General features: G+C 74.0%; 18 protein-coding genes. 4 read left to right on the plus strand and 14 right to left on the minus strand.

Annotated features, from left to right (window positions below):
* The first annotated feature begins 72 nt into the window (after nt 1–72).
* Genes KHP12_RS09160 through KHP12_RS09170 form a run of 3 tightly spaced genes read left to right on the plus strand, consistent with a single transcriptional unit; the run spans nt 73 to nt 3916 of the window.
* Nucleotides 73–1662, plus strand: a complete 1590-nt coding sequence (locus KHP12_RS09160) for a ferredoxin-like domain-containing protein (protein WP_211832509.1) — start codon at nt 73–75, stop codon at nt 1660–1662.
* Nucleotides 1659–2309 carry a precorrin-8X methylmutase gene (locus KHP12_RS09165; RefSeq protein ID WP_086885768.1) on the plus strand — a complete coding sequence of 217 codons (651 nt, stop codon included), beginning with the start codon at nt 1659–1661 and terminating at the stop codon, nt 2307–2309. The genes KHP12_RS09160 and KHP12_RS09165 overlap by 4 nt, the downstream gene beginning before the upstream one ends.
* Nucleotides 2306–3916, plus strand: a complete 1611-nt coding sequence (locus KHP12_RS09170) for a precorrin-2 C(20)-methyltransferase (RefSeq protein ID WP_210608772.1) — start codon at nt 2306–2308, stop codon at nt 3914–3916. The genes KHP12_RS09165 and KHP12_RS09170 overlap by 4 nt, the downstream gene beginning before the upstream one ends.
* 34 nt (nt 3917–3950) lie before the next feature.
* Here the strand turns inward: KHP12_RS09170 and KHP12_RS09175 are convergent, their stop codons facing one another.
* On the minus strand, nt 3951–4709 hold the full coding sequence (locus tag KHP12_RS09175) for a cobalt-precorrin-6A reductase (protein ID WP_210608773.1): 759 nt from the start codon (nt 4707–4709) through the stop codon (nt 3951–3953).
* Nucleotides 4710–4768: 59 nt separating this feature from the next.
* Between KHP12_RS09175 and KHP12_RS09180 the strand changes: the two genes are divergently transcribed.
* Entirely contained in the window at nt 4769–5917 is a 1149-nt protein-coding gene (locus KHP12_RS09180) for a cobalt-precorrin-5B (C(1))-methyltransferase (protein ID WP_086884939.1), read from the plus strand.
* A 659-nt stretch (nt 5918–6576) separates the two neighbouring features.
* Here KHP12_RS09180 and cobM read toward each other — a convergent pair.
* From cobM to KHP12_RS09245, 13 genes are all read right to left on the minus strand, one after another.
* On the minus strand, nt 6577–7347 hold the full coding sequence (cobM, locus tag KHP12_RS09185) for a precorrin-4 C(11)-methyltransferase (RefSeq protein ID WP_210608774.1): 771 nt from the start codon (nt 7345–7347) through the stop codon (nt 6577–6579).
* Nucleotides 7344–8651 carry a precorrin-6y C5,15-methyltransferase (decarboxylating) subunit CbiE gene (gene cbiE / locus KHP12_RS09190; protein WP_086884552.1) on the minus strand — a complete coding sequence of 436 codons (1308 nt, stop codon included), beginning with the start codon at nt 8649–8651 and terminating at the stop codon, nt 7344–7346. Before cbiE ends, cobM begins: the two co-directional genes overlap by 4 nt.
* Nucleotides 8652–8701: 50 nt before the next feature.
* The gene (locus KHP12_RS09195) at nt 8702–9538 is read right to left on the minus strand and encodes an acyltransferase (RefSeq protein WP_086884551.1); all 837 of its coding nucleotides are present in this window, start codon (nt 9536–9538) and stop codon (nt 8702–8704) included.
* A gap of 87 nt (nt 9539–9625) precedes the next feature.
* On the minus strand, nt 9626–10384 hold the full coding sequence (locus KHP12_RS09200) for a (2Fe-2S)-binding protein (protein ID WP_086884554.1): 759 nt from the start codon (nt 10382–10384) through the stop codon (nt 9626–9628).
* The gene (gene meaB / locus KHP12_RS09205; RefSeq protein WP_244203210.1) at nt 10377–11456 is read right to left on the minus strand and encodes a methylmalonyl Co-A mutase-associated GTPase MeaB; all 1080 of its coding nucleotides are present in this window, start codon (nt 11454–11456) and stop codon (nt 10377–10379) included. Before meaB ends, KHP12_RS09200 begins: the two co-directional genes overlap by 8 nt.
* Nucleotides 11457–11459: 3 nt before the next feature.
* The gene (gene scpA, locus KHP12_RS09210; protein WP_086884550.1) at nt 11460–13688 is read right to left on the minus strand and encodes a methylmalonyl-CoA mutase; all 2229 of its coding nucleotides are present in this window, start codon (nt 13686–13688) and stop codon (nt 11460–11462) included.
* Complete coding sequence (mutA, locus tag KHP12_RS09215; protein ID WP_211832511.1) at nt 13688–15571, minus strand: methylmalonyl-CoA mutase small subunit; 1884 nt, start codon at nt 15569–15571, stop codon at nt 13688–13690. Before mutA ends, scpA begins: the two co-directional genes overlap by 1 nt.
* A gap of 231 nt (nt 15572–15802) precedes the next feature.
* A complete protein-coding gene (locus tag KHP12_RS09220; protein WP_211832520.1) occupies nt 15803–17086 on the minus strand; it encodes a cytochrome P450 family protein in 1284 nt (427 codons plus the stop codon).
* A 194-nt stretch (nt 17087–17280) separates the two neighbouring features.
* Nucleotides 17281–18465: an MAB_1171c family putative transporter gene (locus KHP12_RS09225; protein WP_167442681.1), complete on the minus strand. Its 1185-nt coding sequence runs from the start codon at nt 18463–18465 to the stop codon at nt 17281–17283.
* Complete coding sequence (locus KHP12_RS09230; protein ID WP_086884546.1) at nt 18458–19120, minus strand: ImmA/IrrE family metallo-endopeptidase; 663 nt, start codon at nt 19118–19120, stop codon at nt 18458–18460. Before KHP12_RS09230 ends, KHP12_RS09225 begins: the two co-directional genes overlap by 8 nt.
* Complete coding sequence (locus KHP12_RS09235; RefSeq protein WP_211832522.1) at nt 19107–19634, minus strand: helix-turn-helix domain-containing protein; 528 nt, start codon at nt 19632–19634, stop codon at nt 19107–19109. The genes KHP12_RS09230 and KHP12_RS09235 overlap by 14 nt, the downstream gene beginning before the upstream one ends.
* Nucleotides 19635–19914: 280 nt before the next feature.
* The gene (locus KHP12_RS09240) at nt 19915–20085 is read right to left on the minus strand and encodes a hypothetical protein (protein ID WP_020866352.1); all 171 of its coding nucleotides are present in this window, start codon (nt 20083–20085) and stop codon (nt 19915–19917) included.
* A 181-nt stretch (nt 20086–20266) separates the two neighbouring features.
* On the minus strand, nt 20267–21724 hold the full coding sequence (locus KHP12_RS09245) for an FAD-dependent monooxygenase (RefSeq protein WP_244203209.1): 1458 nt from the start codon (nt 21722–21724) through the stop codon (nt 20267–20269).
* Nucleotides 21725–21812: the final 88 nt, after the last annotated feature.

Genomic DNA, 21812 nt, shown 5'->3' on the forward strand with positions numbered 1-21812 from the left:
CCTGCCACGGGACGGTGCGTTCCGGTCTCCGTGGAGCCTGGCCGGGGCGGTGGGCCGGACCGGATCGTCGGTATGCTCGCCGCCATGCCCCTCCCCCCGACAACCACCCCATCCGGGGATGAAACCCCCGTGCGCGGGCGCGATGACGCCTGTCCGGGCGCGCTGCGGCTACACCCGGCGGACGACGGTTCGCTGGCCCGGATCCGGGTGCCCGGCGGCCTGCTGACGACTCGTCAGGCGCAGGCGCTGGGGCGGGTGGCCGAGGAGCTGGGCGACGGGCGGCTGGACATCACCTCGCGGGGCAATGCGCAGGTGCGCGGCCTGGCGGCGGGGTGCGGCGCGGAGCTGGCGGCCCGGCTGCGGGCGGCCGGACTGCTTCCCTCGGACCGCCATGACCGGGTGCGCAACATCGTGGCGTCGCCGCTGTCCGGCCTGGACGGTGGCGGGCACGCCGATGTGGTGGCGTGGGTGCGTGAGTTGGACGCCGTGCTGTGCGGCGAGGCATGCGTCGACGCGTTGGCGGGGCATGGGGAATTGTCGGGCTTGTCGGGCAGGTTTCTGTTCGCGCTGGACGATGGGCGTGGCGATGTGGCCGCGTTGGGTGCGGATGTGACATTGATCGCAACGCCTGGTGGTGGGGCGATGCTGCGGATCGGGGGGCCGCCGGCGGATGCGGGCGTGGCGAGCGTCGCCACGGGCGGAGCGGCCGCGGGGGGTGATCTGTGGGTGCGGAGCGAGGACGTGGCGCGGGCGGCGGCGCTGGCCGCGGTGGAGTTCCTGGCGAGGGCCCGGGAGAGCGGGACCCGGGCGTGGCGGGTACGTGAACTCCCCGCCCGACACGCCGTGACCGCCGACGGCTTGGCCGCGCGACTCGCCGACGCGGGCGTCGAGGCCGTACGGGCGAAGCACCAACCAGCGGCATCTGCCGCACCCCCCGCCCCCGGGCCGGTCCCCGGCCCGGACGGGCGCCACGCGCTGTCCGTCGCCCTCCCCCTGGGCCGGGTGAGCGCCGCGCAGTGGCGGCTGCTCACCGGGCTCGCCTCCCGGAGCGGGGCGGATGAGCTGCGTATGACACCCTGGCGCGGCGTGGTGCTCCCCGGGTTCGCCCCGGACGACACGCGCGATGCCTTGTCCGAACTGTCCGACGCGGGACTGGTGACCACGCCGGACTCGCCGTGGCTCGGGGTCGGCGCGTGCACGGGACGGCCCGGCTGCGCCAAGTCCCTGGCGGATGTGCGGTCCCACGCGACACGCATGGTCGCAGACACGGTGCACGGGGTCGCGGACATGGCGCGCGGGGTCTCGGACATGGCGCGCGGGGTCGCCGACACGGTGCGCGGGGTCGCCGACACGGCGGAAGTGGGACCGGACACCGGACGAGTTGTCGCCGCCGGTTCGGAGCCGCGCCCGATGAACGGCACGGGGGCCGACGGCGGTCGCGGGGGCGCGCCCGATCCGCTGCCGGTGTACGTCTCCGGCTGTGAACGGCGCTGCGGCCACCCCGGGGGCCGCTGGGTGGACGCGCTGGCGACCGGCGACACGGACTATCGGGTCACCGTGCGGGGCGACGCGAAGGGCGACACGCCGGAGGCGGAGGACGGCGTGGAAGTGACAGCAGAGCAGTTGGCCGGCGCCGTTGCGGCGGCCCGTGGAACGACATGATCGAGGACACCGTGTTCGACTACGAGAAGGACGGAGCGGCCATCTACCGCGCGTCCTTTGCCACCATCCGCGCCGAGGCCGACCTCGGCGGGCTCCCCGCCGACATCAGCCAGGTGGCGGTGCGGATGATCCACGCCTGCGGCATGGTCGACCTGGTCAAGGACCTCGCGTACACCCCCGAGGTGGTCTCCCGCGCCCGCGCCGCGCTGCGGTCCGGCGCGCCCGTGCTGTGCGACGCGCGCATGGTGGCCAGCGGGGTCACCCGCAAACGGCTGCCCGCCGACAACGAGGTGATCTGCACCCTCTCGGACCCGGCCGTACCGGAGTTGGCGCGGCGCATGGGCACCACGCGCAGCGCCGCCGCGCTGGAGCTGTGGCGGGACCGGCTCGAGGGTTCGGTGGTGGCGGTCGGCAACGCGCCCACGGCGCTGTTCCGGCTGCTGGAGATGATCGAAGAGGGCGGGCCCGGCGCGCCGCGCCCGGCCGCCGTGATCGGCGTGCCGGTGGGCTTCATCGGCGCGGCCGAGTCCAAGGAGGCGCTGGCCGGGCATCCGGCGGCGCTCGACCACCTGGTGGTGCACGGCCGGCGCGGCGGCAGCGCCATCGCCGCGGCCGCGATCAACGCGATAGCGAGCGAGGAAGAGTGAGCGAGCAGCAGACGGGCCGGCTCTACGGTGTGGGGCTCGGCCCCGGCGACCCCTCCCTGATGACCGTACGCGCGGTGGAGGTCATCGCCGCGGCCGATGTCATCGCGTACCACAGCGCCCGGCACGGGCGCAGCATCGCGCGCTCCATCGCCGAGCGCCATCTGCGGCCCGACCACATCGAGGAGCGGCTGGTCTACCCGGTCACCACGGAGACCACCGACCATCCGGGCGGCTATCGCGGCGCGATGGAGGAGTTCTACGCGGACGCGGCCGCCCGGCTCGCCGCGCATCTGGACGCGGGGCGCACGGTCGCGGTGCTCGCGGAGGGCGATCCGCTCTTCTACGGCTCGTACATGCACATGCACAAGCGGCTCGCCGATCGCTACCCCACCGAGGTCATCCCCGGTGTCACCTCGGTCAGCGCCGCGGCCGCCCGGCTCGGCACACCGCTGGTGGAGGGCGAGGAGGTGCTGACGGTCCTCCCCGGCACCCTGCCGGAGGAGGAGTTGACGGCCCGGCTGGCGACGGCGGACGCGGCGGCCGTGATGAAGCTCGGCCGGACCTTCCCGACGGTGCGCCGGGCGCTGGAGCGGTCGGGACGGCTCGCGGACGCGCGCTATGTGGAGCGCGCCACGATGAACGCGGAGCGGACCGCCCCGCTGGCCGAGGTCGACCCGGAGTCGGTGCCGTACTTCTCGATGGCGGTGCTGCCCAGCCGCGTGGACGCGCCGCACGGTGACGGCGGTGCGGGCGTTGCCGGCGGTGACCGCGGTGACCGCGGCGACGCGCCGAACGGTGACCGCGTGGGCATGCCGAGCGGCGAGCGTGCGGACGCGCCGGGCGGTGTGTCCGGCCGCCCGGGCGAGGTCGTGGTCGTCGGCCTGGGCCCGGCCGGTCCGCTGTGGCTCACCCCCGAGGCGCGCGGCGAGCTGGCCGCCGCCGAGGACCTCGTCGGCTACACCACATACCTGGACCGGGTGCCCGTACGGCCGGGCCAGCGGCGCCATGCCTCCGACAACAAGGTCGAGGCCGTACGCGCCGAGTTCGCCCTCGACCTCGCGCGGCGGGGTCGGCGTGTCGCCGTGGTCTCCTCGGGCGACCCGGGCGTGTTCGCCATGGCCACCGCCGTCCTGGAGGCCGCCTGCGAGGACCCGTATCGCGAGGTCCCGGTGCGGATCGTCCCCGGTATGACGGCGGCCCACGCGGCCGCCGCCCGGGCCGGTGCCCCGCTCGGCCACGACTACGCGGTGATCTCCCTCTCCGACCGGCTCAAGCCCTGGGAGGTCATCGCCGAGCGGCTGCGCGCCGCCGCGGCCGCCGACCTGGTGCTCGCCCTCTACAACCCCGGTTCGCGCAGCCGCGTCTGGCAGGTGGGCAAGGCCCGCGAACTCCTGCTGGAGCACCGCGCCCCCGACACGCCCGTGGTGCTGGGCCGTGACATCGGCGGCCCCGGGGAGCGCGTGCGGATCGTCCGCCTGGCCGACCTCGACCCGGCCCAGATCGACATGCGCACGATCCTCCTGGTGGGCTCCACCCAGACCCGCACGGCCCGCCGCGGCGACGGCACCGACATCGTCTGGACCCCGCGCCGCTACCCGGAGGCGTAGCGCCTGGAGGGCTCCTGGCGCGGAGCGCCCCGGCTCAGGCCAGGGTCGTCCTCAGCCAGGTGACGGCCTCGGCCGGGGTTTCGGCCACCGGGATGCCCTGGGGCGCGGGTGGGCGGCGGACGATGACGACCGGGAGGGCGGCGGCGCGGGCCGCGGCGAGTTTGGGGGCGGTGGCGTGGGCGCCGCTGTCCTTGGTGACCAGCACCTCGACGCGATGGCGGCGCAGCAGTTCCGCCTCGCCCTCGAGGGTGAACGGGCCGCGGTCGAGGATCACCTCCATCCGGGGCGGGACCGGCGGCTCGGGCGCGTCGACCGAGCGGACCAGGAACCACTGCTCGGTGAGATGGGCGAAGGCGGCCAGGCCCATCCGTCCCGTGGTGAGGAAGATCCGCTCCCCCAGGCCGGGCAGCAGCCGCGCGGCCTCGGCCAGCGAGCCCGTCGAGTGCCAGCGGTCGCCCGGACCGGGTACCCAGCCGGGGCGGCGCAGGGCGAGCAGGGGAACATGGACGTCTGCGGCCGCCCTGGCCGCATGGGAACTGATCGTGTCGGCGAAAGGATGGGTGGCGTCGATGAGCGCGTCCACCTGGTGCTCGCGGAGCCAGCGGGCCATGCCCCCGGCGCCGCCGAACCCGCCGATCCGCACCTGCCCCACCGGCAGCCTCGGCGTGGCGACCCGGCCCGCGAGGGAGCTGGTGACGCGCAGCGCGGGCGTGTCGGCGAGCTCCTCGGCGAGGCGGCGCGCCTCGGTGGTGCCGCCGAGGATGAGCACATGGCGCGCCGGTGCGCTGTTCATCGGGATCGGGTGCCTTTCGTCGTCCGTGCGCCCGTCATCGTATGCGCGGCGGCCCGCCCATGGCTGAGGCGAAGACGACGGCCGAGGCGGCCGGGGGGCGGGGCGCGCAGCTGGAGCGGTCGGGGCTGCGGCACGGCTGGACCACGGGGGCGTGTGCCACCGCCGCGACGACGGCCGCGTACACCGCGCTGCTGGGCGCGGAGTTCCCCGATCCGGTGACCGTCGAACTGCCCAAGGGGCAGCGGCCCGCGTTCGCGCTCGCCGCCGAGGAGCTGACGGCGGACCGGGCCATGGCCGCGGTCGTCAAGGACGCGGGGGACGATCCGGATGTGACCCACGGCGCGCTGGTCAGGGCCACGGTACGGGTACTGCCGCCCGGCAGCGGAGTGGTCTTCCGGGCCGGTCCGGGCGTCGGCACGGTGACCCGGCCCGGGCTGCCGCTCGAGGTGGGCGAACCGGCCATCAACCCCGTCCCGCGCCAGATGATGCGCGACCACATCGCCTCGGTCGCGGCCCGGTACGGCGGCACCGGTGACGTCGAGATCGAGATCTCCGTGGACCACGGCGAGGAGATCGCCCGCTCCACGTGGAATCCGCGGCTGGGCATCCTCGGCGGGCTGTCCATCCTCGGCACGACCGGCATCGTGGTGCCCTACTCCTGCTCGGCCTGGATCGACAGCATCCGGCGCGGGGTGGATGTCGCCCGCGCGGCGGGGCGCACGCATGTCGCGGGCTGTACGGGCTCGACGTCCGAGAAGGTGGCGGTGGCCGTGCACGGGCTGCCGCAGGACGCGCTGCTGGACATGGGCGACTTCGCGGGCGCGGTCCTGAAGTATCTGCGCCGCCACCCGGTGGACCGGCTGACGGTCGCCGGCGGCTTCGCCAAGCTCTCCAAGCTGGCCGCGGGCCATCTGGACCTGCACTCCTCACGGTCCCAGGTGGACAAGGGCTTCCTCGCGGAACTGGCCCGCCGGGGAGGGGCCGACGCGGAGCTGGCGGAGGCGGTGGCCACGGCCAACACCGGCCTTGAGACGGTGCAACTGTGCACCGCCCGCGGCGTCCCTCTGGGCGACCTGGTCGCGGCGGCGGCCCGCGACACGGCCCTCGGGGTGCTACGCGGGGCACCGGTGGCCGTGGACGTCATCTGCATCGACCGCGCCGGCACGATCGTGGGCCGCGCGGAACCCCGCGGCCCCGGGGGTGGCTGACCCCCGGGACCGGGACGCGACACGCCCCGCGCGCCGGTGCCGACGGCTTCGCCCGCCGACACGACACGCCGGGGAGTCATACGGGCCGCCGCGCCCACCACGCTGCCGCACCAGGTGGACGCCCTCGTCACCACGAACGCGGCGTGCCACGCACAACACGCCCAGGCGATGCCGCGCACAGAACACCGCACGGACGCCCGCTGCGCGCCACTGCGGGCAGTCACCCTCCCCGCGTCCAGGCCCACACGCCGGGCGCACGGATCGCCGCACCCGCCACCCGGCCCACCGCACAGGGCGCCGCCACGTCTGCCACGCCGACGATCACGCCACGCGCCCACCACGCATGCGACGCCGTACCCGGGCCCGCCGGGCGCCTGTCACCGCCCGGCCCCACATGTCGCAGGGGCGCGGGTCGCACTCACCCTGCGGTCCGCCGTGCGCGGCGCCGACACCATCGCCGCCGCGGACATAGCGCGCCAAGCGCAGCATGGCCCACGCGAGCCCGCCGCGCGCCGCCGGGCCGGACGCTCGTCACCGCCCGGCCCGACACGCCAATCCGCCGCGCGCGCCGATGCTCCCGCCATCACGGACATGGCGCGCCGTGTGCGGCGCGGCTCACGCGAAAACGCTGCGCACGGGTGCCCGCCGAGGCGGCGGCCTCAGGGGGTGGGTGGGGAGCCGGGGGCGCAGGGGCGAGCCCTGGTCGGGGAGTAGAGGTGGCTGTCGGGGAACTGGGCGGCGGCCAGGGTGCGGCCGACGATGATGACCGCCGTGCGGACCACGCCTGCCGCCTTCACCTGAGCCGCGATGTCGTCCAGGGTGCCGCGCAGGACCAGTTCGTCGGGGCGGCTGGCCATGGCGACCACGGCGGCCGGGCAGTCGGCGCCGTAGTGCGGGAGGAGTTCGGCGACGACGCGATCCACGTAGCGGGCGGCGAGGTGCAGGACGAGAAGAGCGCCGCTGCGGCCCAGGGTCGCCAGGTCCTCGCCGTCCGGCATGGGGGTGGCCTGCTGGGCGATGCGGGTGAGGATGACGGTCTGGCCGACGGTCGGGATCGTCAGTTCGCGCTTCAGCGCGGCGGCCGCGGCGGCGAAGGCGGGGACGCCCGGGACCACGTCGTACGGAACGCCGGCCGCGTCGAGGCGGCGCATCTGCTCGGCGACGGCGCTGAAGACCGACGGATCGCCGGAGTGGAGGCGGGCCACGTCGTGCCCCGCCTCGTGGGCGGCGACGAGCTCGGTGGTGATCTGGTCCAGGTCGAGCTGGGCGGTGTCGACCAGGCGGGCGTCCGGCGGGCATTCGACGAGGAGTTCACGGGGCACCAGACTGCCCGCGTAGAGACACACCTGGCAGCGGGCCAGGGTCCGGGCGCCTCGGACCGTGATCAGGTCGGCGGCGCCGGGGCCCGCGCCGATGAAGTACACCGTCATCGTGGTTCTCCTTGAGCGGCTTGAGCGGCTTCGACGGATCGCCCGGGATCGGCGGCGTCCCCGCCAGGGCCGCGGAAAGCGAGCGGTTTGGCGGCGGACCACTGGGTGACCGGCATCGCCTGCCGCCAGCCGGTGAACCCCCCGACCGGGGTGGCGTGGGAGACGGCGAGGCGGACGAGGTCGCCGCCGTGGCGGCGGTACCAGTCGGCGAGCAGCGCCTCGGACTCCAGGGTCACGGTGTTGGCCACGATCCGGCCGCCCGGCGGCAGGGCCGCCCAGCACGCGTCCAGTACCCCGGGGGCGGTCAGGCCGCCGCCGATGAACACCGCGTCGGGGGTGGGCAGTCCGGCCAGCGCGTCGGGCGCGGCGCCGGTGACGACGGTCAGCCCGGGCACGCCGAGCGCGTCGGCGTTGCGGGCGATGCGCTCGGCGCGCACCGGGTCGCGTTCGACCGAGATCGCCCGGCAGGTGCGGTGGGCGCGCATCCACTCCACGGCGATGGAGCCCGAGCCGCCGCCGACGTCCCACAGCAACGCGCCGGGGGCCGGGGCGAGCATGGCGAGGGTGGCGGCCCGCACATGGCGCTTGGTCAGCTGGCCGTCATGCTCGTACGCCGCGTCGGGCAGCCCCGGGGCGAGCGACAGCGGCCGGGCGCCGTCCGCCGGGGCGCAGTCGACCGCGATGACGTTGAGGGGGTCGCCGGGCGGATGGGGCCACTCCTCCGCCGTGCCCTCCACACACCGCTCCCGTTCGCTCCCCAGCTGTTCCAGCACCCGCAGCCGGCTCGGGCCGAAGCCGCGCTCCCCGAGCAGCCCGGCCACCTCGGCGGGGGTGTCGGCGCCCGCGCTGAGCACGAGCAGCCGCCGTCCGGCGTAGAGCTCACGGTTCAGCGTGGCCAGGGGGCGGCCGACGAGGCTGATCACCTCGGTCTCCTCCAGCGCCCAGCCGAGCCGCGCACAGGCCAGGGAGACGGACGACGGATGGGGCAGCACCCGCAGCCGCGCGGCTCCCAGCAGCTCGGCCAGGGTGCGGCCGATGCCGAAGAACATGGGGTCGCCGCTGGCCAGCACGGAGATCCGCCGCCCGGCGTGCGCGGCGAACAGCCCGGGGACGGCGGGGCGCAGCGGGGACGGCCAGGGCACCAGGTCGCCGGGGCACTCCGGCGGCAGCAGGCCCAGCTGGCGCCGTCCGCCGATCACCACCTCCGCGGTGCGCAACGCCTCGCGGGCGGCGGGGCCGAGCCCCTCCCAGCCGTCGGCGCCGATGCCGATGACGGTCACGGGGGGAGTCGGCGGCGGGCTCACAGTGGTCACCTTCGCGGGTCGGGGACGGTCCACGAAACTCTACTGACCTGCTACGACGCCCCGGCCCCCGGCTCCCGCTCCAGCCCGTGCTCCGCCACATCGAGCTTCCGCTCCCCCGCCTGTTCGCGCTCACGCCCGCGCCCGCGCTCCCGCTCGCGCTCCAGCTCCGCCAGCGCGAGCAGTTGCTCCACGGTCATGTCCTCGGGGATCGGCACCGGCGCCGGGGTGCGCAGCGGCGGCTGCCAGCCCTCGTCCGGGGCCCAGCGCCGTATGATCCGGGCCGGCGCCCCGGCCACCACGGCGTGGTCGGGCACCTCGCCCCGTACGACCGCGCCCGCCGCGACCACCACATTGCGGCCCAGCCGCGCCCCCGGCAGGATCACCGCGCCCGCGCCCAGCCAGCTGCCGGGGCCGATGTGGACGGGCGCGGAGCGTGGCCACTGGCGGCCGATGGGCTGGTCCGGATCGTCGTAGGAGTGGTTGTCGCTGGTGACATAGACGTACGGACCGCAGAAGACATCGTCGCCGAACTCCACGCACACGGAGGCGATCACATGGCTGCCCCGGCCCAGCACCACGCCGTTGCCGATGCGCAGCACCGGTTCGGGGCCGAGGTCCACATCGGGCATCATCCCGGCGGTGAGGGTCACCTGCTCGCCGATGACACAGTGCTCGCCGAGCTCGATCCACGGTTCGCCGAAGAGGGTGCCCTGGGGGAACGCCAGCCGGGTGCCGACGCCGATGCGGCCGAAGCGGTACGGGCCGGGGCGCTCGGCGGTCACCGCGCCGGCCCGCTGTACGGCGCGCCAGCCGCGGTGGACCAGACGGGAAGTGACGCGTCCGCACCAGCCTCGCCAGGATGAGAACACGTTCTCCTTCTTCGGCATTCGCCCACCGTATCGACCCATCGGGAGAGCGTCTCCACCGGGAGACGCCCCTACCGGGAGACCGGCCGCCTCAGGAGAGCGTCCGCCTCACCCCGGCGTCCCGCGCCCACTCCCCCGCCCCGGTGCCTCGCGCAAGACGCAGTCGCCGCACAACCCGCCGCCCGGCACCCGGTAGTAGAGACAGCAGGTGCGGCGCCGATAGCCGAGCGGCGCGGTGCTGAGGGTGCCGGCGTCGCGCAGCGGCGGGTGGTCGAGCTGGGCGCGCGCCAGCTCGACGGCCCGGTCCGCCGCCTCGGTGCGGCCGTGCGCCAGGCACCAGTCGTGCAGCACCCGCAGCGAACCGGCCAGCGCCGAGGCCGCGTTGCCCCACAGCAGCCGCCCCGAGACCCGGTACGCCCGCTCGATGGCCTGGTGCAGCGGCACCAGATGGACATATGCCGCGGTGCCCACCGGACCGGCGAGTCCTCGCGGTTCGCCCATCACGGACGGCGCGCCGGGCCACCACAGGTCGTCGGGGGCGACACGCCCGGGGTTCCACCACAGCCGGTCGGGCCGGAGGTGGGGCACCCCGCCGGAGAGGGCCGCCGGACCGAGCGCGAGGGACCACACCCGGGCGGCGAGCCCCTGGAAGACGAGCGAGGCGGCGACCCTCGGCTCATCGGTGCGCAGGCTCGCGGCGACGGCCTCGACACGGGCGCGCAACAGCGGCCCGGCGGCGCCCGTGCCGGTCAGCCGGTACGCCTCGCCGATCCGCGCGTACCCCTCCGCACCCGGATCGCCGCCGCCGGTGCGCAGCGCGAAGAACGGCCCGACCCGCGCCGCGTCCGGCAGCGGTGCCTCATCCACCGTCGGCCGGGGCCCGAGGCGCCCCACCGTCAGCCGGAGCCTGGGACGCCCCACCGTCGGCCGGGGCCCGAGGCGTTCCACCGTCGGCCGGGCCCTGGAACGCCGCCAGCAGCCGGTCCGCCGCCAGCGTGGCCGTCAGCGCGCCCTCGCGGACCCGCTGCTCCAGCTCGGGCCCGAGCCGCCGCACCTCGGGGTGGGCGTGCAGCCGCGCGAGCAGCTGGTCGCGCACCATCGACCAGGTCCAGTCCACCTGCTGGTCGCGCCGCTTGGTCCGCAGCGCGCCCGTGGCCTCCAGCACCCGGCGGTGCTGCTCCAGGCGCTCCCACACCACATCGAGCCCGGTGGACTCGCGGGCGCTACAGGTGAGCACCGGCGGGTTCCAGGGCGCGTCCGGGGGCTGCAACAGCCTCAGCGCGCCCGCCAGTTCGCGGGCCGCCGACTTCGCGTCCCGTGCGTGCGGCCCGTCGGCCTTGTTGATGGTGACCACGTCGGCCAGCTCCAGGACGCCCTTCTTGATGCCCTGGAGCTGATCGCCGGTGCGGGCCAGGGAGAGCAGCAGGAAGGAGTCGACCATATTGGCCACCGCCGTCTCGGACTGGCCCACGCCCACCGTCTCCACCAGCACCACGTCATAGCCCGCGGCCTCCATGACGACCATGGACTCGCGGGTGGCGCGGGCGACCCCGCCCAGCGTCCCGGCGCTGGGCGAGGGCCGTACGAAGGCGTTGGGGTCCACCGCCAGCCGCTCCATCCGGGTCTTGTCACCCAGGATGGAGCCGCCGGTGCGGGTCGACGAGGGGTCGACGGCGAGCACCGCGACCTTGTGGCCGGCCCCGGTGAGCATGGTGCCCAGGGCGTCGATGAAGGTGGACTTGCCCACCCCGGGCACCCCGCTGATGCCGATCCGCCGCGCCCCGCCGGTGTGCGGCAGCAGCTCGACCAGCAGCCGCTGGGCGAGGTCGTGGTGGTCGGGCCGGGTGGACTCGACGAGCGTGATCGCACGCGCGATGTACGCGCGCTTGCCGTCGAGCACACCCTTGGCGTACTCCTCGATGTCAATCGTCCGCGGCATGGCCTACAGCTCGTGGCCAAGGTCGGCGGCCAGCTTCCGCACCAGGTCGTGGGCGGCGTCCGGGATGACCGTGCCCGGCAGGAAGACGGCGGCGGCGCCGGCCTCGTGCAGGGTCTGGACGTCCTGCGGCGGGATGACCCCGCCGACCACGATGGTGATGTCCTCGCGCCCCGCCTCGGCCAGCTGCTCGCGCAGCGCGGGCACCAGCGTGAGGTGGCCGGCCGCGAGCGACGACACGCCGACGATGTGCACATCGGCCTCCACCGCCTGCCGCGCGACCTCCTCGGGGGTCTGGAACAGCGGGCCGACGTCGACGTCGAAGCCCAGGTCGGCGAAGGCGGTGGCGATCACCTTCTGGCCGCGGTCATGCCCGTCCTGGCCCATCTTGGCGACCAGGATCCGGGGGCGGCGGCCCTCCTCGCGCTCGAACGCCTCGACCAGCGTGCGGGTGCGGTCCACGCCGGACGACTTTCCGGCCTCGTCTCGGTACACACCGGAGATCGTACGGATCTGCCCCGAGTGGCGGCCGTAGACCTTCTCGAGGGCGTCGGAGATCTCGCCCACGGTGGCCTTGGCGCGGGCGGCGTCCACGGCCAGGGCCAGCAGATTGCCCTCCAGGCCCGCGCCGGGCCCGGACTCGGCGGCCGCGGTCAGGGCGCGCAGCGCGTCCTGGCAGGCGGCCTCGTCGCGCTCGGCGCGCAGCCGCCGCAGCTTCTCGATCTGCTGGGCGCGCACCACGGAGTTGTCGACCGCGCGGACCTCGATCGCCTCATCGCTGTCGACCCGGTACTTGTTGACGCCGATCACCGGCTGGCGCCCGGAGTCGATCCGCGCCTGGGTGCGGGCCGCGGCCTCCTCGACGCGCAGCTTGGGGATGCCCGCGTCGATGGCCTTGGCCATGCCGCCGGCCGCCTCGACCTCCTCGATGTGCTGCCAGGCCCGCCGCGCCAGGTCGTACGTCAGCTTCTCGACGTACGCGCTGCCGCCCCACGGGTCGATGACCCGAGTGGTGCCCGACTCCTGCTGGAGCAGGATCTGGGTGTTGCGGGCGATGCGCGCGGAGAAGTCGGTGGGCAGCGCGAGCGCCTCGTCCAGGGCGTTGGTGTGCAGCGACTGGGTGTGGCCCTGGGTGGCGGCCATGGCCTCCACGCAGGTGCGCGCCACGTTGTTGTAGACGTCCTGGGCGGTCAGCGACCAGCCGGAGGTCTGCGAATGGGTGCGCAGACTGAGCGACTTGGGGTTCTTCGGGTCGAACTGCTTGACCAGCTTGGCCCAGAGCAGCCGCGCCGCCCGCAGCTTGGCGATCTCCATGAAGAAGTTCATGCCGATGGCCCAGAAGAACGACAGCCGGGGCGCGAAGGCGTCCACGTCCATCCCGGCGTCCCGGCCGGCCCGCAGGTACTCCACACCGTCCGCGAGGGTGTACGCCAGCTCCAGATCGGCCGTCGCCCCGGCCTCCTGGATGTGGTAGCCGGAGATGGAGATGGAGTTGTAGCGCGGCATCCGCTGCGAGGTGAAGGCGAAGATGTCGGAGATGATCCGCATCGACGGCTGCGGCGGATAGATGTAGGTGTTGCGGACCATGAACTCCTTGAGGATGTCGTTCTGAATGGTCCCGGCCAGCTTCTCGGGCGGTACGCCCTGTTCCTCGGCGGCCACGATGTAGAGCGCGAGCACGGGCAGCACCGCGCCGTTCATCGTCATCGACACGCTCATCCGGTCCAGCGGGATGCCGTCGAAGAGCTGCCGCATGTCGTAGATGGAGTCGATGGCCACGCCCGCCATGCCGACGTCACCGGTGACCCGGGGGTGGTCGCTGTCGTAGCCCCGGTGGGTGGGCAGGTCGAAGGCGACCGACAGGCCCTTCTGGCCGGCCGCGAGGTTGCGGCGGTAGAAGGCGTTGGACTCCTCGGCGGTGGAGAAGCCCGCGTACTGCCGGATGGTCCAGGGCTGGTTGACGTACATCGTCGGGTACGGGCCGCGCAGATAGGGCGCGGCGCCGGGGTAGGTGCCCAGGAAGTCGACGCCCTGGAGGTCCTCGGCGGTGTAGAGCGGTTTGACCCCGATGCCCTCGGGGGTGTCCCACACCAGGTCCTCCACGCCCTTGCCCACGCCGTTCTGGAACGCGGCGGCCCAGTCACCGGAGCTGGGCACCGGGCCTTCGGCCGGTCCGTCCAGATCGACCGCCGAGAAGTCCGGGATCTTCCCGGGCTCCACCGGAGAGCCGGTCATCACGCCACCCCCATGGTGTTCAGAGCCGAGGAGAGCACCTCGACCGCGTCGCAGCCCGCGAAGACGTATCCGTCCACTCCGGCCCGCTCGTACTCGTCCTGTTGTGCCCCCGGCCGTCCGGCCAGGTAGACCCGGGTCGCCCCGGCCGCCTTCAGCCGCTCGGCCACGGCGGCCGCCTCCTCCGCGTACAGCTTGTCGCTGGAGCACAGGCAGGCCACGCGGGCGCCGCTGGCGGTGAACGCCTCGGCGACCGTCTCCGCGGTCACGGTGACCGGTTCATGGACCGCCTCGATGCCGCCCGCCTGGAAGAGGTTGGCGGTGAAGGAGGCGCGGGCGGTGTGCGCGGCGGCGGGGCCCAGCGCGGCCAGGAAGATCCTCGGGCGGCCGCCCTCGGCCGCCAGATGGGCGTCGGAGCGGGTGCGCAGCGCCTCGTACGCCTCGTCGCGGCGCACCCTCGGCAGTCCGCCGCCGGGCTGCTCGGGCGCGGGCTCGCGCTCGAGGGGCCGCTCGGCGAGGTTCGGGAACTCGCTGACGCCGGTGATCGGCTCCTTGCGGCGGGCGAGGGCGCGGCCGCGGCGGGCCCAGGTCTCGGCGAGCCGGTCGCGGACCAGCCCGGAGGCGAGGGCGGCGGCCATGCCCCCGGCGCGCTCGATCTCCTGGAACCAGGCCCAGGCGGCGCGGGCGACGTCGTCGGTGAGCTTCTCGACGTACCAGGAGCCGCCGGCCGGGTCGATCACCCGGGCCAGGTGCGACTCCTCCAGCAGGATCGTGGAGGTGTTGCGGGCGATGCGCCGGGCGAAGTCGTCGGGGAGTCCGATCGCGCTGTCGAAGGGCAGCACGGTGACCGCGTCCGCGCCGCCGACGCCCGCGGCGAGGGTGGCCACGGTGGTGCGCAGCATGTTCACCCAGGGGTCGCGCCGGGTCATCATCACCGGCGAGGTCACCGCGTGCTGGCGCTGGGCGCGCGCCTCGGAGGGCGCGCCGCACGCCTGCGCCACGCGCGCCCACAGGCGCCGGGCGGCCCGGAGCTTGGCGATGGTGAGGAACTGGTCGGCGGTGGCCGCGTAGCGGAACTCCAGCTGCGCACAGGCGGCTTCGACGCTCAGCCCCTCCCCGGTGAGGGTGCGCAGATACGCCACCGCGGCGGCGAGGGAGCAGCCGAGCTCCTGGGCGGCCCCGGCGCCCGCCTCGTGGTACGGCAGCGCGTCCACCGCGAAGGCTCGCACCCCGGGGTGGTCGCGGTCGCAGGTCAGCGCGAGGTCCGCGGCGGCGGCCAGCTGCCCGGCCAGGCCCTCGTCGCGTCCGGTGCGGGCCGCGAGGCCCAGCGGGTCCGCTCCGAGGTTGCCGAGCGCGGCACCGGGCGGCACCTCGCGGCCGGCGTAGAGCCGCAGCAGGGCACGGGCGGCGTCCTCGAAGTCGGCGCCCGCGTCGAGGGCGACGGTGGCGAGGTCGAGATAGACCCCCTTCAGCGCCTCCGGCAGGGCGTCCACGGGCACCCCGGCCGCGCCGACCGCGAGCCAGACCGAACCGGCGCCGTTCTCCAGGTCGGCGAGGATCGCCTGGTTGGTGCGGGCCGGATCGGGGTGGGCGTGGCGCTGGCGTACGTCCCAGCCGGACACGGCGGAGCCCTCGGCCCGGCCGCCGCGCACGAAGGGCGCGAAGCCGGGGAATCCGGCGTCCTCGGGGGCGTCGTCGGCGGTGTAGAGGGGGTGGACGGTGATTCCGTCCTCGACTGCGGTCGCGAGGGCCTGTTCGGCCTCGGCGCCCACGGCGTCCGAAGTGCCGGTTTTACGCAGCACGCCTTCGACGAGGTGGCGCCATTGGGCTCGCGTCACTTCCGGGAAATCGTCGGCTAGGGGAAGCCCGTCGGGCAGGACCGTCATAGGAGGAGGCTAATGGGGTCCGCTAAAGCCGGAGCAGTGATTGGGGCTGTGAGCTTACTCTCTAGTGATCTCAGGGGTGAGCACTAGGGATTTCAGGGGTAGCGCCACATGGCACCCCGGAGACACAGAGGCCCGCCCGGTGCGACGGGGGATGCACACCGGGCGGGCTCGAAGACCTTTTTACCGCATCGGCGGGGGGTTATGCATCAAAAACCTGTTCGCTTCCCCCGCTCACCATGCGACAGGCAGCGAGATCAGGCCACGCGCGCGGATCGTCGGCCGCCACCGGAGCCGTTCCCTCGGGACGTCCAGCCGCAACCCCGGGAAACGGCGAAGCAGCGCGGCCAGAGCGGTTTCCAGCTCCATTCGGGCCAGCGGGGCGCCGAGGCAGTAGTGGATGCCATGGCCGAGCGCAAGGTGACCGGACCGGCCAAGATGTGGATTGAACTCGTCCGGATCCTTGAAGTGGGCCGGGTCACGGTGGGCCGAGGCCGCCGACAGCAGCACCGTCTCCCCGGCGGGGATGGTCACACCGCCGATCTCGATGTCCTCCAGCGGGAAGCGGCGGATCCCCAGCGACACCGGGCCCTCGTACCGCGCCAGCTCGTCGAAGGCGGCCGCGAGACCGCTCGGATCCTCGCGCAGCTCCTGGAGGGCCGTGGGGTGGTCGAGCAGGGTGAGCACCGAATTGGCGATGAGGTGGACGGTGTTCTCGTAGCCCGCGAGGAGGATGAGGAAGGCGAGCGAGGTCAGTTCGTCCTCGCTGAGCCTGCCGTCACCGCTGCCGTCACCGCTGCCGTCGCCGCCGCTGCCGCCGCCGCCGCTGCCGCCGCCGTCCCCGGCCTCGTCGTCACGGACCCGGATCAGATCCGAGAGCAGATCGTCCGCGGGCTCGGCGCGCTTCTTGGCGATCAGCTCGGTGTAGAAGCGCAGCATGCTGCCGACCGCTTCCTTCGCCGCCCCCGGCCGCGCCGGATCGGGGGTGATCAGGGCGTCGCTCCAGGCCCGGAAGTCGCGCCGGTCGCGCTGCGGGACGCCGAGCAGATCGCAGATGACGATGATGGGCAACTGCCCGGCGTAGGCGGCCAGGAGATCCGCGCGGCCGTCGGGCTCGATGGCGTCGAGCAGTTCCTCGGCGACCCGCCGGACCGGTTCGCGCATCTTCTCCACGCGGCCGGGGGTGAACGCCTTGACCACCAGCCGGCGCACCCGGGTGTGGTCCGGCGGATCCATGTTGAGCAGATTGGCGTCGAGGGCGGGCGGCAGGGAGAAGCCGCTGTAGTTGCCCGGCGCGGCGTGGCGCTTGTCCAGGGCGAGGCGCGGATCGGCGAACAGCCGCCGCACATCCTCGTAACGGGTCACCAGCCAGGCGGGGCGTCCGTCGGTGCCGGCGATCCGGTGGACCGGGCCGGCCTCGCGCAGCTCGGCCAGGGCCGGGTAGAGGTCCTCGACCAGCGGGGCGGTGTCAACGAGCTCCGGGCCGTCCGTTCCGGCGGCGTTCGCGGTGTTCTGCATGGATCCCGACTCTAGGCCGTGGCGTCCCCGGCGCCTGGACGGGTGGGCCATTCCAGCCCGTCCAGGCGATGTGCACGCCGGTGGTGAATGGTGGTGGCCGGGAGGCGGCGCCGGGGCTGAATCCCCCCGGCGCCGCCTGTGCCACGGGCGGCCCCGACCCCCGTCCAGGGCCACCTCGTCTGTGATCCCCCCGTTCACCGCCGCTGGGCGGCGGTCTCCTCTCTCAGTTCCGCGAGCACCTCGTCCACCAGCGGCAGGTGGTAGACGTCGGCGACGCGGGCCAGATGCTCATGCTCCTCCACCAGTTCGGCCCCTGTCGTCACCACCACGCTGTCCGCCGCGGACTCCGGCACATGTCCGTCTGCTTGATTCAGCAAACCGCGTCTGAGCGCCGCTGCTTCCACTACGGCAGCAAGTTGCCAATCGTCGAGTCGCGCCGCGCCGCCCTTGACATGCGCAATCTCCAGCGCGCGGGCCTCCACATGACGCCGTACGCCGCGCTGGACGTCCCGGATCTCCGCCATCTGACGGTTGGCCCGCCACTCCAGATCCGCGAACGGCCACCAGCCGGTCCAGCGGGACTGCCCCATGGACACCTCGGGGGCCTGCTCGGTGACCTCCCGCCACAGCGGCCGCAGCCTCCGGAAGCGGCGCCACGCGGAGGCCCGCGGGCCCACGGCGGGGATGGCGAAACCGGCCAGCACCAGAAGCGCCGCGACCGAGGCGGTCAGCGGGGCCACTCCGTTGGAAAGCCAGTAGAGCTCATGGCCCGCCCAGGAGAAGACGAAACCGATCAGCTTGCAGGCGCAGTACGCCAGTCCCAGCCAGCATCCGGCGGCCAGCACCCGCAGTCCCCGGGCCAGCCACGAGCCGCGCAGGCTGGCGGCATAGCGCGGGCACAGGATGCCGAGGCCCGCCAGACCGGCTCCGAAAATGGCCAGATACAGCACCAGGAAGAGGACCACTCCGGGGGCGTCGGCGTAGGCGGTGCTGAAGTCGCGGGGGTGCTCCACGGCGTCCGGACGGCCCACCGCGAAGCCGACGATGGCCACGGTCCACGCCACGGCCACGGCGGCGACCACCGCGCGGGGCGGCACCGCGGAGCCCGTCCAGCGCAGCAGCAGCACCAGGGCGCCGGTGGCGAACACCACGACGGAGGAGTAGAGGAAGACCATGGCGAGATTGGCGACGCCCACCAGCCCGTCGAACCAGCGGTAGACGCTGGGCGCGGAGAGCAGGAACACATTCGCCACGGCCGCGGTCATCACACACGCCAGGCCGAGATCGGCGTTGGCGCGGTCGCGGAACCAGGCCCGGGCCTTGTAACCGGCCATCGCCCAGGCGGCTGCGCCGAAGCACAGATAGACGAGGTCAAACACCGGCGTCACCGCCCGGTTCACCGCGTGCGCCATCACTGCGGTCGGCCTCGTCGGTGCGCACATGGCGCAGCGCCGGGCCCAGCGCCGCGGCGAGTTCGGCCGCCCGGCCCTCGAGCGGCAGCCCGTGGTCCGGCGAGGTCGGCACCACATGCTCCATCAGGAGGGTGCCCAGCACCTCGGTCTCGCGCTCGGTGAGGTTGTCGTAGCAGTGGTGGCGGGCGAAGTCCGGGGTCATCCCCAGCCGGCGCATGGCGGTGGTCACATCGACCGACGGCGTCCACATCCGCAGCGCGTCCTCGGTGACCGCCGGGTCCTGCTCGTGCCCGAGCAGCAGATGGCCGATCTCGTGCAGCACGATATGGATCTGGTGCCAGGGGGACGTCCTGAGCTCGTAGAAGATCCAGTAGTCCTCGTCGGTGGAGGCGGTCATGCCCGAGACCACGCCGCCCAGGCTCATCGGCACCAGATGGACGGGGCGTCCGACCCGGCGGGCCACGAGGTCGCACAGACCGGGCAGGTCGGTCGAGGCGGGCAGCCCGAGCTCCTTGATGAGCTGCTTGCACCGCCGCCGTATCCGGCCCACTCGCATGCCTGTACCACCCTCGTTTCCGGTCCGCCGCCAGGAGGAGAACAGTTCCGGGTCATCGGCTGCCATTCGTCGCCCCGCCGTCCGGACCGCCCGAACCGTCCGCCTCCCCGGCGTCGTTCGTACCGGGCGGCTCGGGCGGAAGGTTCATCTGCTGCCGGAACTGGGAGATGATCGTGGTGAGACTGTCCTGGACCTCTGGCGGGAGGCCCACGGAGCGCAGCGCGATGCTGCGGACCCGCTTGTCGCGCATGGCGACGAGGAACCGTACCTCCTCCTCGACCCGCTCCGCCTGCGAAGCCGACAGATCGCCCAGCAGATAACCGACGGGCACGGCGAAGAACTTGGCGAGCGCCCGCAGCACATCCGGGCTGGGGTTGGTGCGCCTGCCGTTGCGCAGCATCGACAGATACTGCTCGGTCAGGCTCACCCCGCCGTACTCCCCGCCGCCGCTGATCTCCTCGGCGACATACGCGTTGGTGTACGGCGCGCCCGGCGGGTGCATGGTGGTGAACAGGTAGTTGAGCCGGTCCGCCAGCGGGCTGCCGGTCGCGTCCGGTGACCTGTCTCCACCCGCTGCCATCTGCGCCCCCTCACGGCTGCTCCCGGGCTCGCACACCCTCACGGTTGGTTAAGGCGGACGATGCCGTGCGACGCATCTTGCCATGTGCCTCGCGGGGCGCACCAGCCCGGTCCGGCATCGCGGGGGTGGAGGACTTAACTACCAGTTGGTAGCTGAGCCAGAAGGGTGATCCGACGGGCGAGGGAGGCGACCGGTCGACGGCCGGGATGTCCGCTTGCTGCCAGCGGCCGCGGCCGGAGGACCGGTGTCCTCCCTCGCTCTCAGAGCCTGCGCCGGGCCATCAGTCCACGCTCTGGAGGATGTGCGGCTCGGCGAGGTCGTCCTCGTAGCCGGCGAGTCGGATCGGCGCGGAACGCGCCCATACCTCCAGACTGCCCACCTCGGCGGCCTGCACGAACCGCCCGCTGTTATCGGCGCGCGCGTCGTCGCTCTGCGTTTGTTCGGGGGTCACCGCACACTCCCTCGTGTCGGCTGAACCGGATCTGTCGTCAGATTAACCAGCGCTTGAACGCTCCGCGCGTCGATTCTCAGGGAATGGACAACGAGCCGCCGCCGGGACCGCGTTCCGCGCCCGGTGGCCGCGCGGGACCATCCGTGGTGAGCTGGTACGTACGGGATCCACCGAACTCGTCTCACTTGGTGGACAGCGCGGTATCCCAGGCGACATGGCCGTCGGGGCGCACCAGGACCGTACGCCGCCCTGCCCAGCCGTCATGGGCGGTGGTCGGGCGCGCGGTCACGGCCCGTATCCGGTCCGGGCTCCCGGCGATCGCCCCGGCGGCGAGGGCGTCGCCCGGTTCGCGTCCCGCATCGCCCTCCGTACCGAGGTGGAGCAGCACGAAGCGCCCGTCGGCCAGGAGCGGATACAGGCTGGGCTCGGGCGCGCCGTCCAGCCCGAGGTCGGGCGCCCGGGTGCCGGTGAGCCGGTCGGCCGCCCCGTCCGCCGGGTAGGCCACGTCCAGCGCGGAGAGCTCCCCGGCGAACTGCCGGTTCACCGCCGGATGGGCGGCCAGGAGCCGGCTGAACACCGAGCGCAGGGCCTGTGCGTCGGGCGTGTGGGTGGCGCCGAGCACGGTCTGGGCCTGGGTGTTCTCCAGCAGCGCGGCCCCCACGGGGTGGCGCTCGGCGTGGTAGGTGTCCAGCAGCCCGTCCGGCGCGCGGCCCTGGCAGACCGCGGCCAGCTTCCACCCGAGGTTGAAGGCGTCCTGGAGCCCCACGTTCAGGCCCTGGCCGCCCATGGGCATGTGCATATGCGCCGCGTCCCCGGCGAGCAGGACGCGGCCGTCGCGGTAGCGGGCGGCCTGCCGGGCGGCGTTGCCGAACCGGGACAGCCAGCGGGGTGCCCGCATCCCGAAGTCCGTGCCCGCGACCTGGCACATATGGCCGCGCAGCTCCTCGAAGGTGAGCGGCCGGTCGGCGGGGATGGTGAGGGACTCCCTGGTGGAGCCCGCGACGCGGTGGTGTCCGTCGGCCAGCGGGACGATCAGGAAGCCCCCGTACTCGTTGTCGACCGAGGGGGCCGACGGTGGCGCGTCGAGCACCACATCGCCGAGGAGGCCGGTGGCCGTGGTCCCGGTGCCGGGGAAGTCGATCCCGGCGGAGGTCCGTACGGCGCTCCCGGCCCCGTCGCAGCCCACCACCCACGCCGCGCGCAGGGTGTACGTCCCGTCGGGGCCCGCCACGTCCACCTCGGCGCCGTCCGCGTCCTGGCGCACCTCCAGCGCCCGGTGCCGCCAGTGGATCTCCCCGCCCAGCGCCCGCAGCCGCTCCTCCAGCAGCTGCTCGGTGCGCAGCTGCGGCAGGACCAGCGTGTACGGGAAGCGGGTGTCCAGCACGGAGAAGTCCAGCCGGACCGGCAGCCCGCCGTAGTGCCCGGTGGGCACGGGCACCCCTTCACGGACGAACGGCCCGGCGAGACCGCGCATCGCCAGCACCTCCAGGCTGCGCGGATGCAGGGTCAGCGCCTTGGAGTGCGGGCTGCGGGCGGCCGCGCGCTCGATCACGGTGACGTCCACGCCCACCAGCCGCAGCTCGGCGGCGAGCAGCAGCCCCACGGGTCCGGCCCCCACCACGACGACGTCGTTCACCACACCATCTCCCTCGCTCGGTTCCGGATCTCGACCTCTTGATCCAGGATCAATGATCTGGCCCCAGTAGACTTGATCCCGGATCAAGAGG

Origin of the sequence: Streptomyces asiaticus (assembly GCF_018138715.1) — a bacterium.
Taxonomy (GTDB): Bacteria; Actinomycetota; Actinomycetes; order Streptomycetales; family Streptomycetaceae; genus Streptomyces; species Streptomyces asiaticus.

Excerpts from the sequence above, each read along its gene's own strand:
- KHP12_RS09195 (WP_086884551.1), bottom strand. The coding sequence starts at position 9,538 with ATGCCGAAGAAGGAGAACGTGTTCTCATCCTGGCGAGGCTGGTGCGGA.
- KHP12_RS09160 (WP_211832509.1), top strand. The coding sequence starts at position 73 with ATGCTCGCCGCCATGCCCCTCCCCCCGACAACCACCCCATCCGGGGAT.
- KHP12_RS09180 (WP_086884939.1), top strand. The coding sequence starts at position 4,769 with ATGGCTGAGGCGAAGACGACGGCCGAGGCGGCCGGGGGGCGGGGCGCG.
- KHP12_RS09230 (WP_086884546.1), bottom strand. The coding sequence starts at position 19,120 with ATGGCAGCCGATGACCCGGAACTGTTCTCCTCCTGGCGGCGGACCGGA.
- scpA (WP_086884550.1), bottom strand. The coding sequence starts at position 13,688 with ATGACCGGCTCTCCGGTGGAGCCCGGGAAGATCCCGGACTTCTCGGCG.
- KHP12_RS09220 (WP_211832520.1), bottom strand. The coding sequence starts at position 17,086 with ATGCAGAACACCGCGAACGCCGCCGGAACGGACGGCCCGGAGCTCGTT.
- meaB (WP_244203210.1), bottom strand. The coding sequence starts at position 11,456 with ATGCCGCGGACGATTGACATCGAGGAGTACGCCAAGGGTGTGCTCGAC.
- KHP12_RS09235 (WP_211832522.1), bottom strand. The coding sequence starts at position 19,634 with ATGGCAGCGGGTGGAGACAGGTCACCGGACGCGACCGGCAGCCCGCTG.
- KHP12_RS09165 (WP_086885768.1), top strand. The coding sequence starts at position 1,659 with ATGATCGAGGACACCGTGTTCGACTACGAGAAGGACGGAGCGGCCATC.
- cobM (WP_210608774.1), bottom strand. The coding sequence starts at position 7,347 with ATGACGGTGTACTTCATCGGCGCGGGCCCCGGCGCCGCCGACCTGATC.
- KHP12_RS09175 (WP_210608773.1), bottom strand. The coding sequence starts at position 4,709 with ATGAACAGCGCACCGGCGCGCCATGTGCTCATCCTCGGCGGCACCACC.
- mutA (WP_211832511.1), bottom strand. The coding sequence starts at position 15,571 with ATGACGGTCCTGCCCGACGGGCTTCCCCTAGCCGACGATTTCCCGGAA.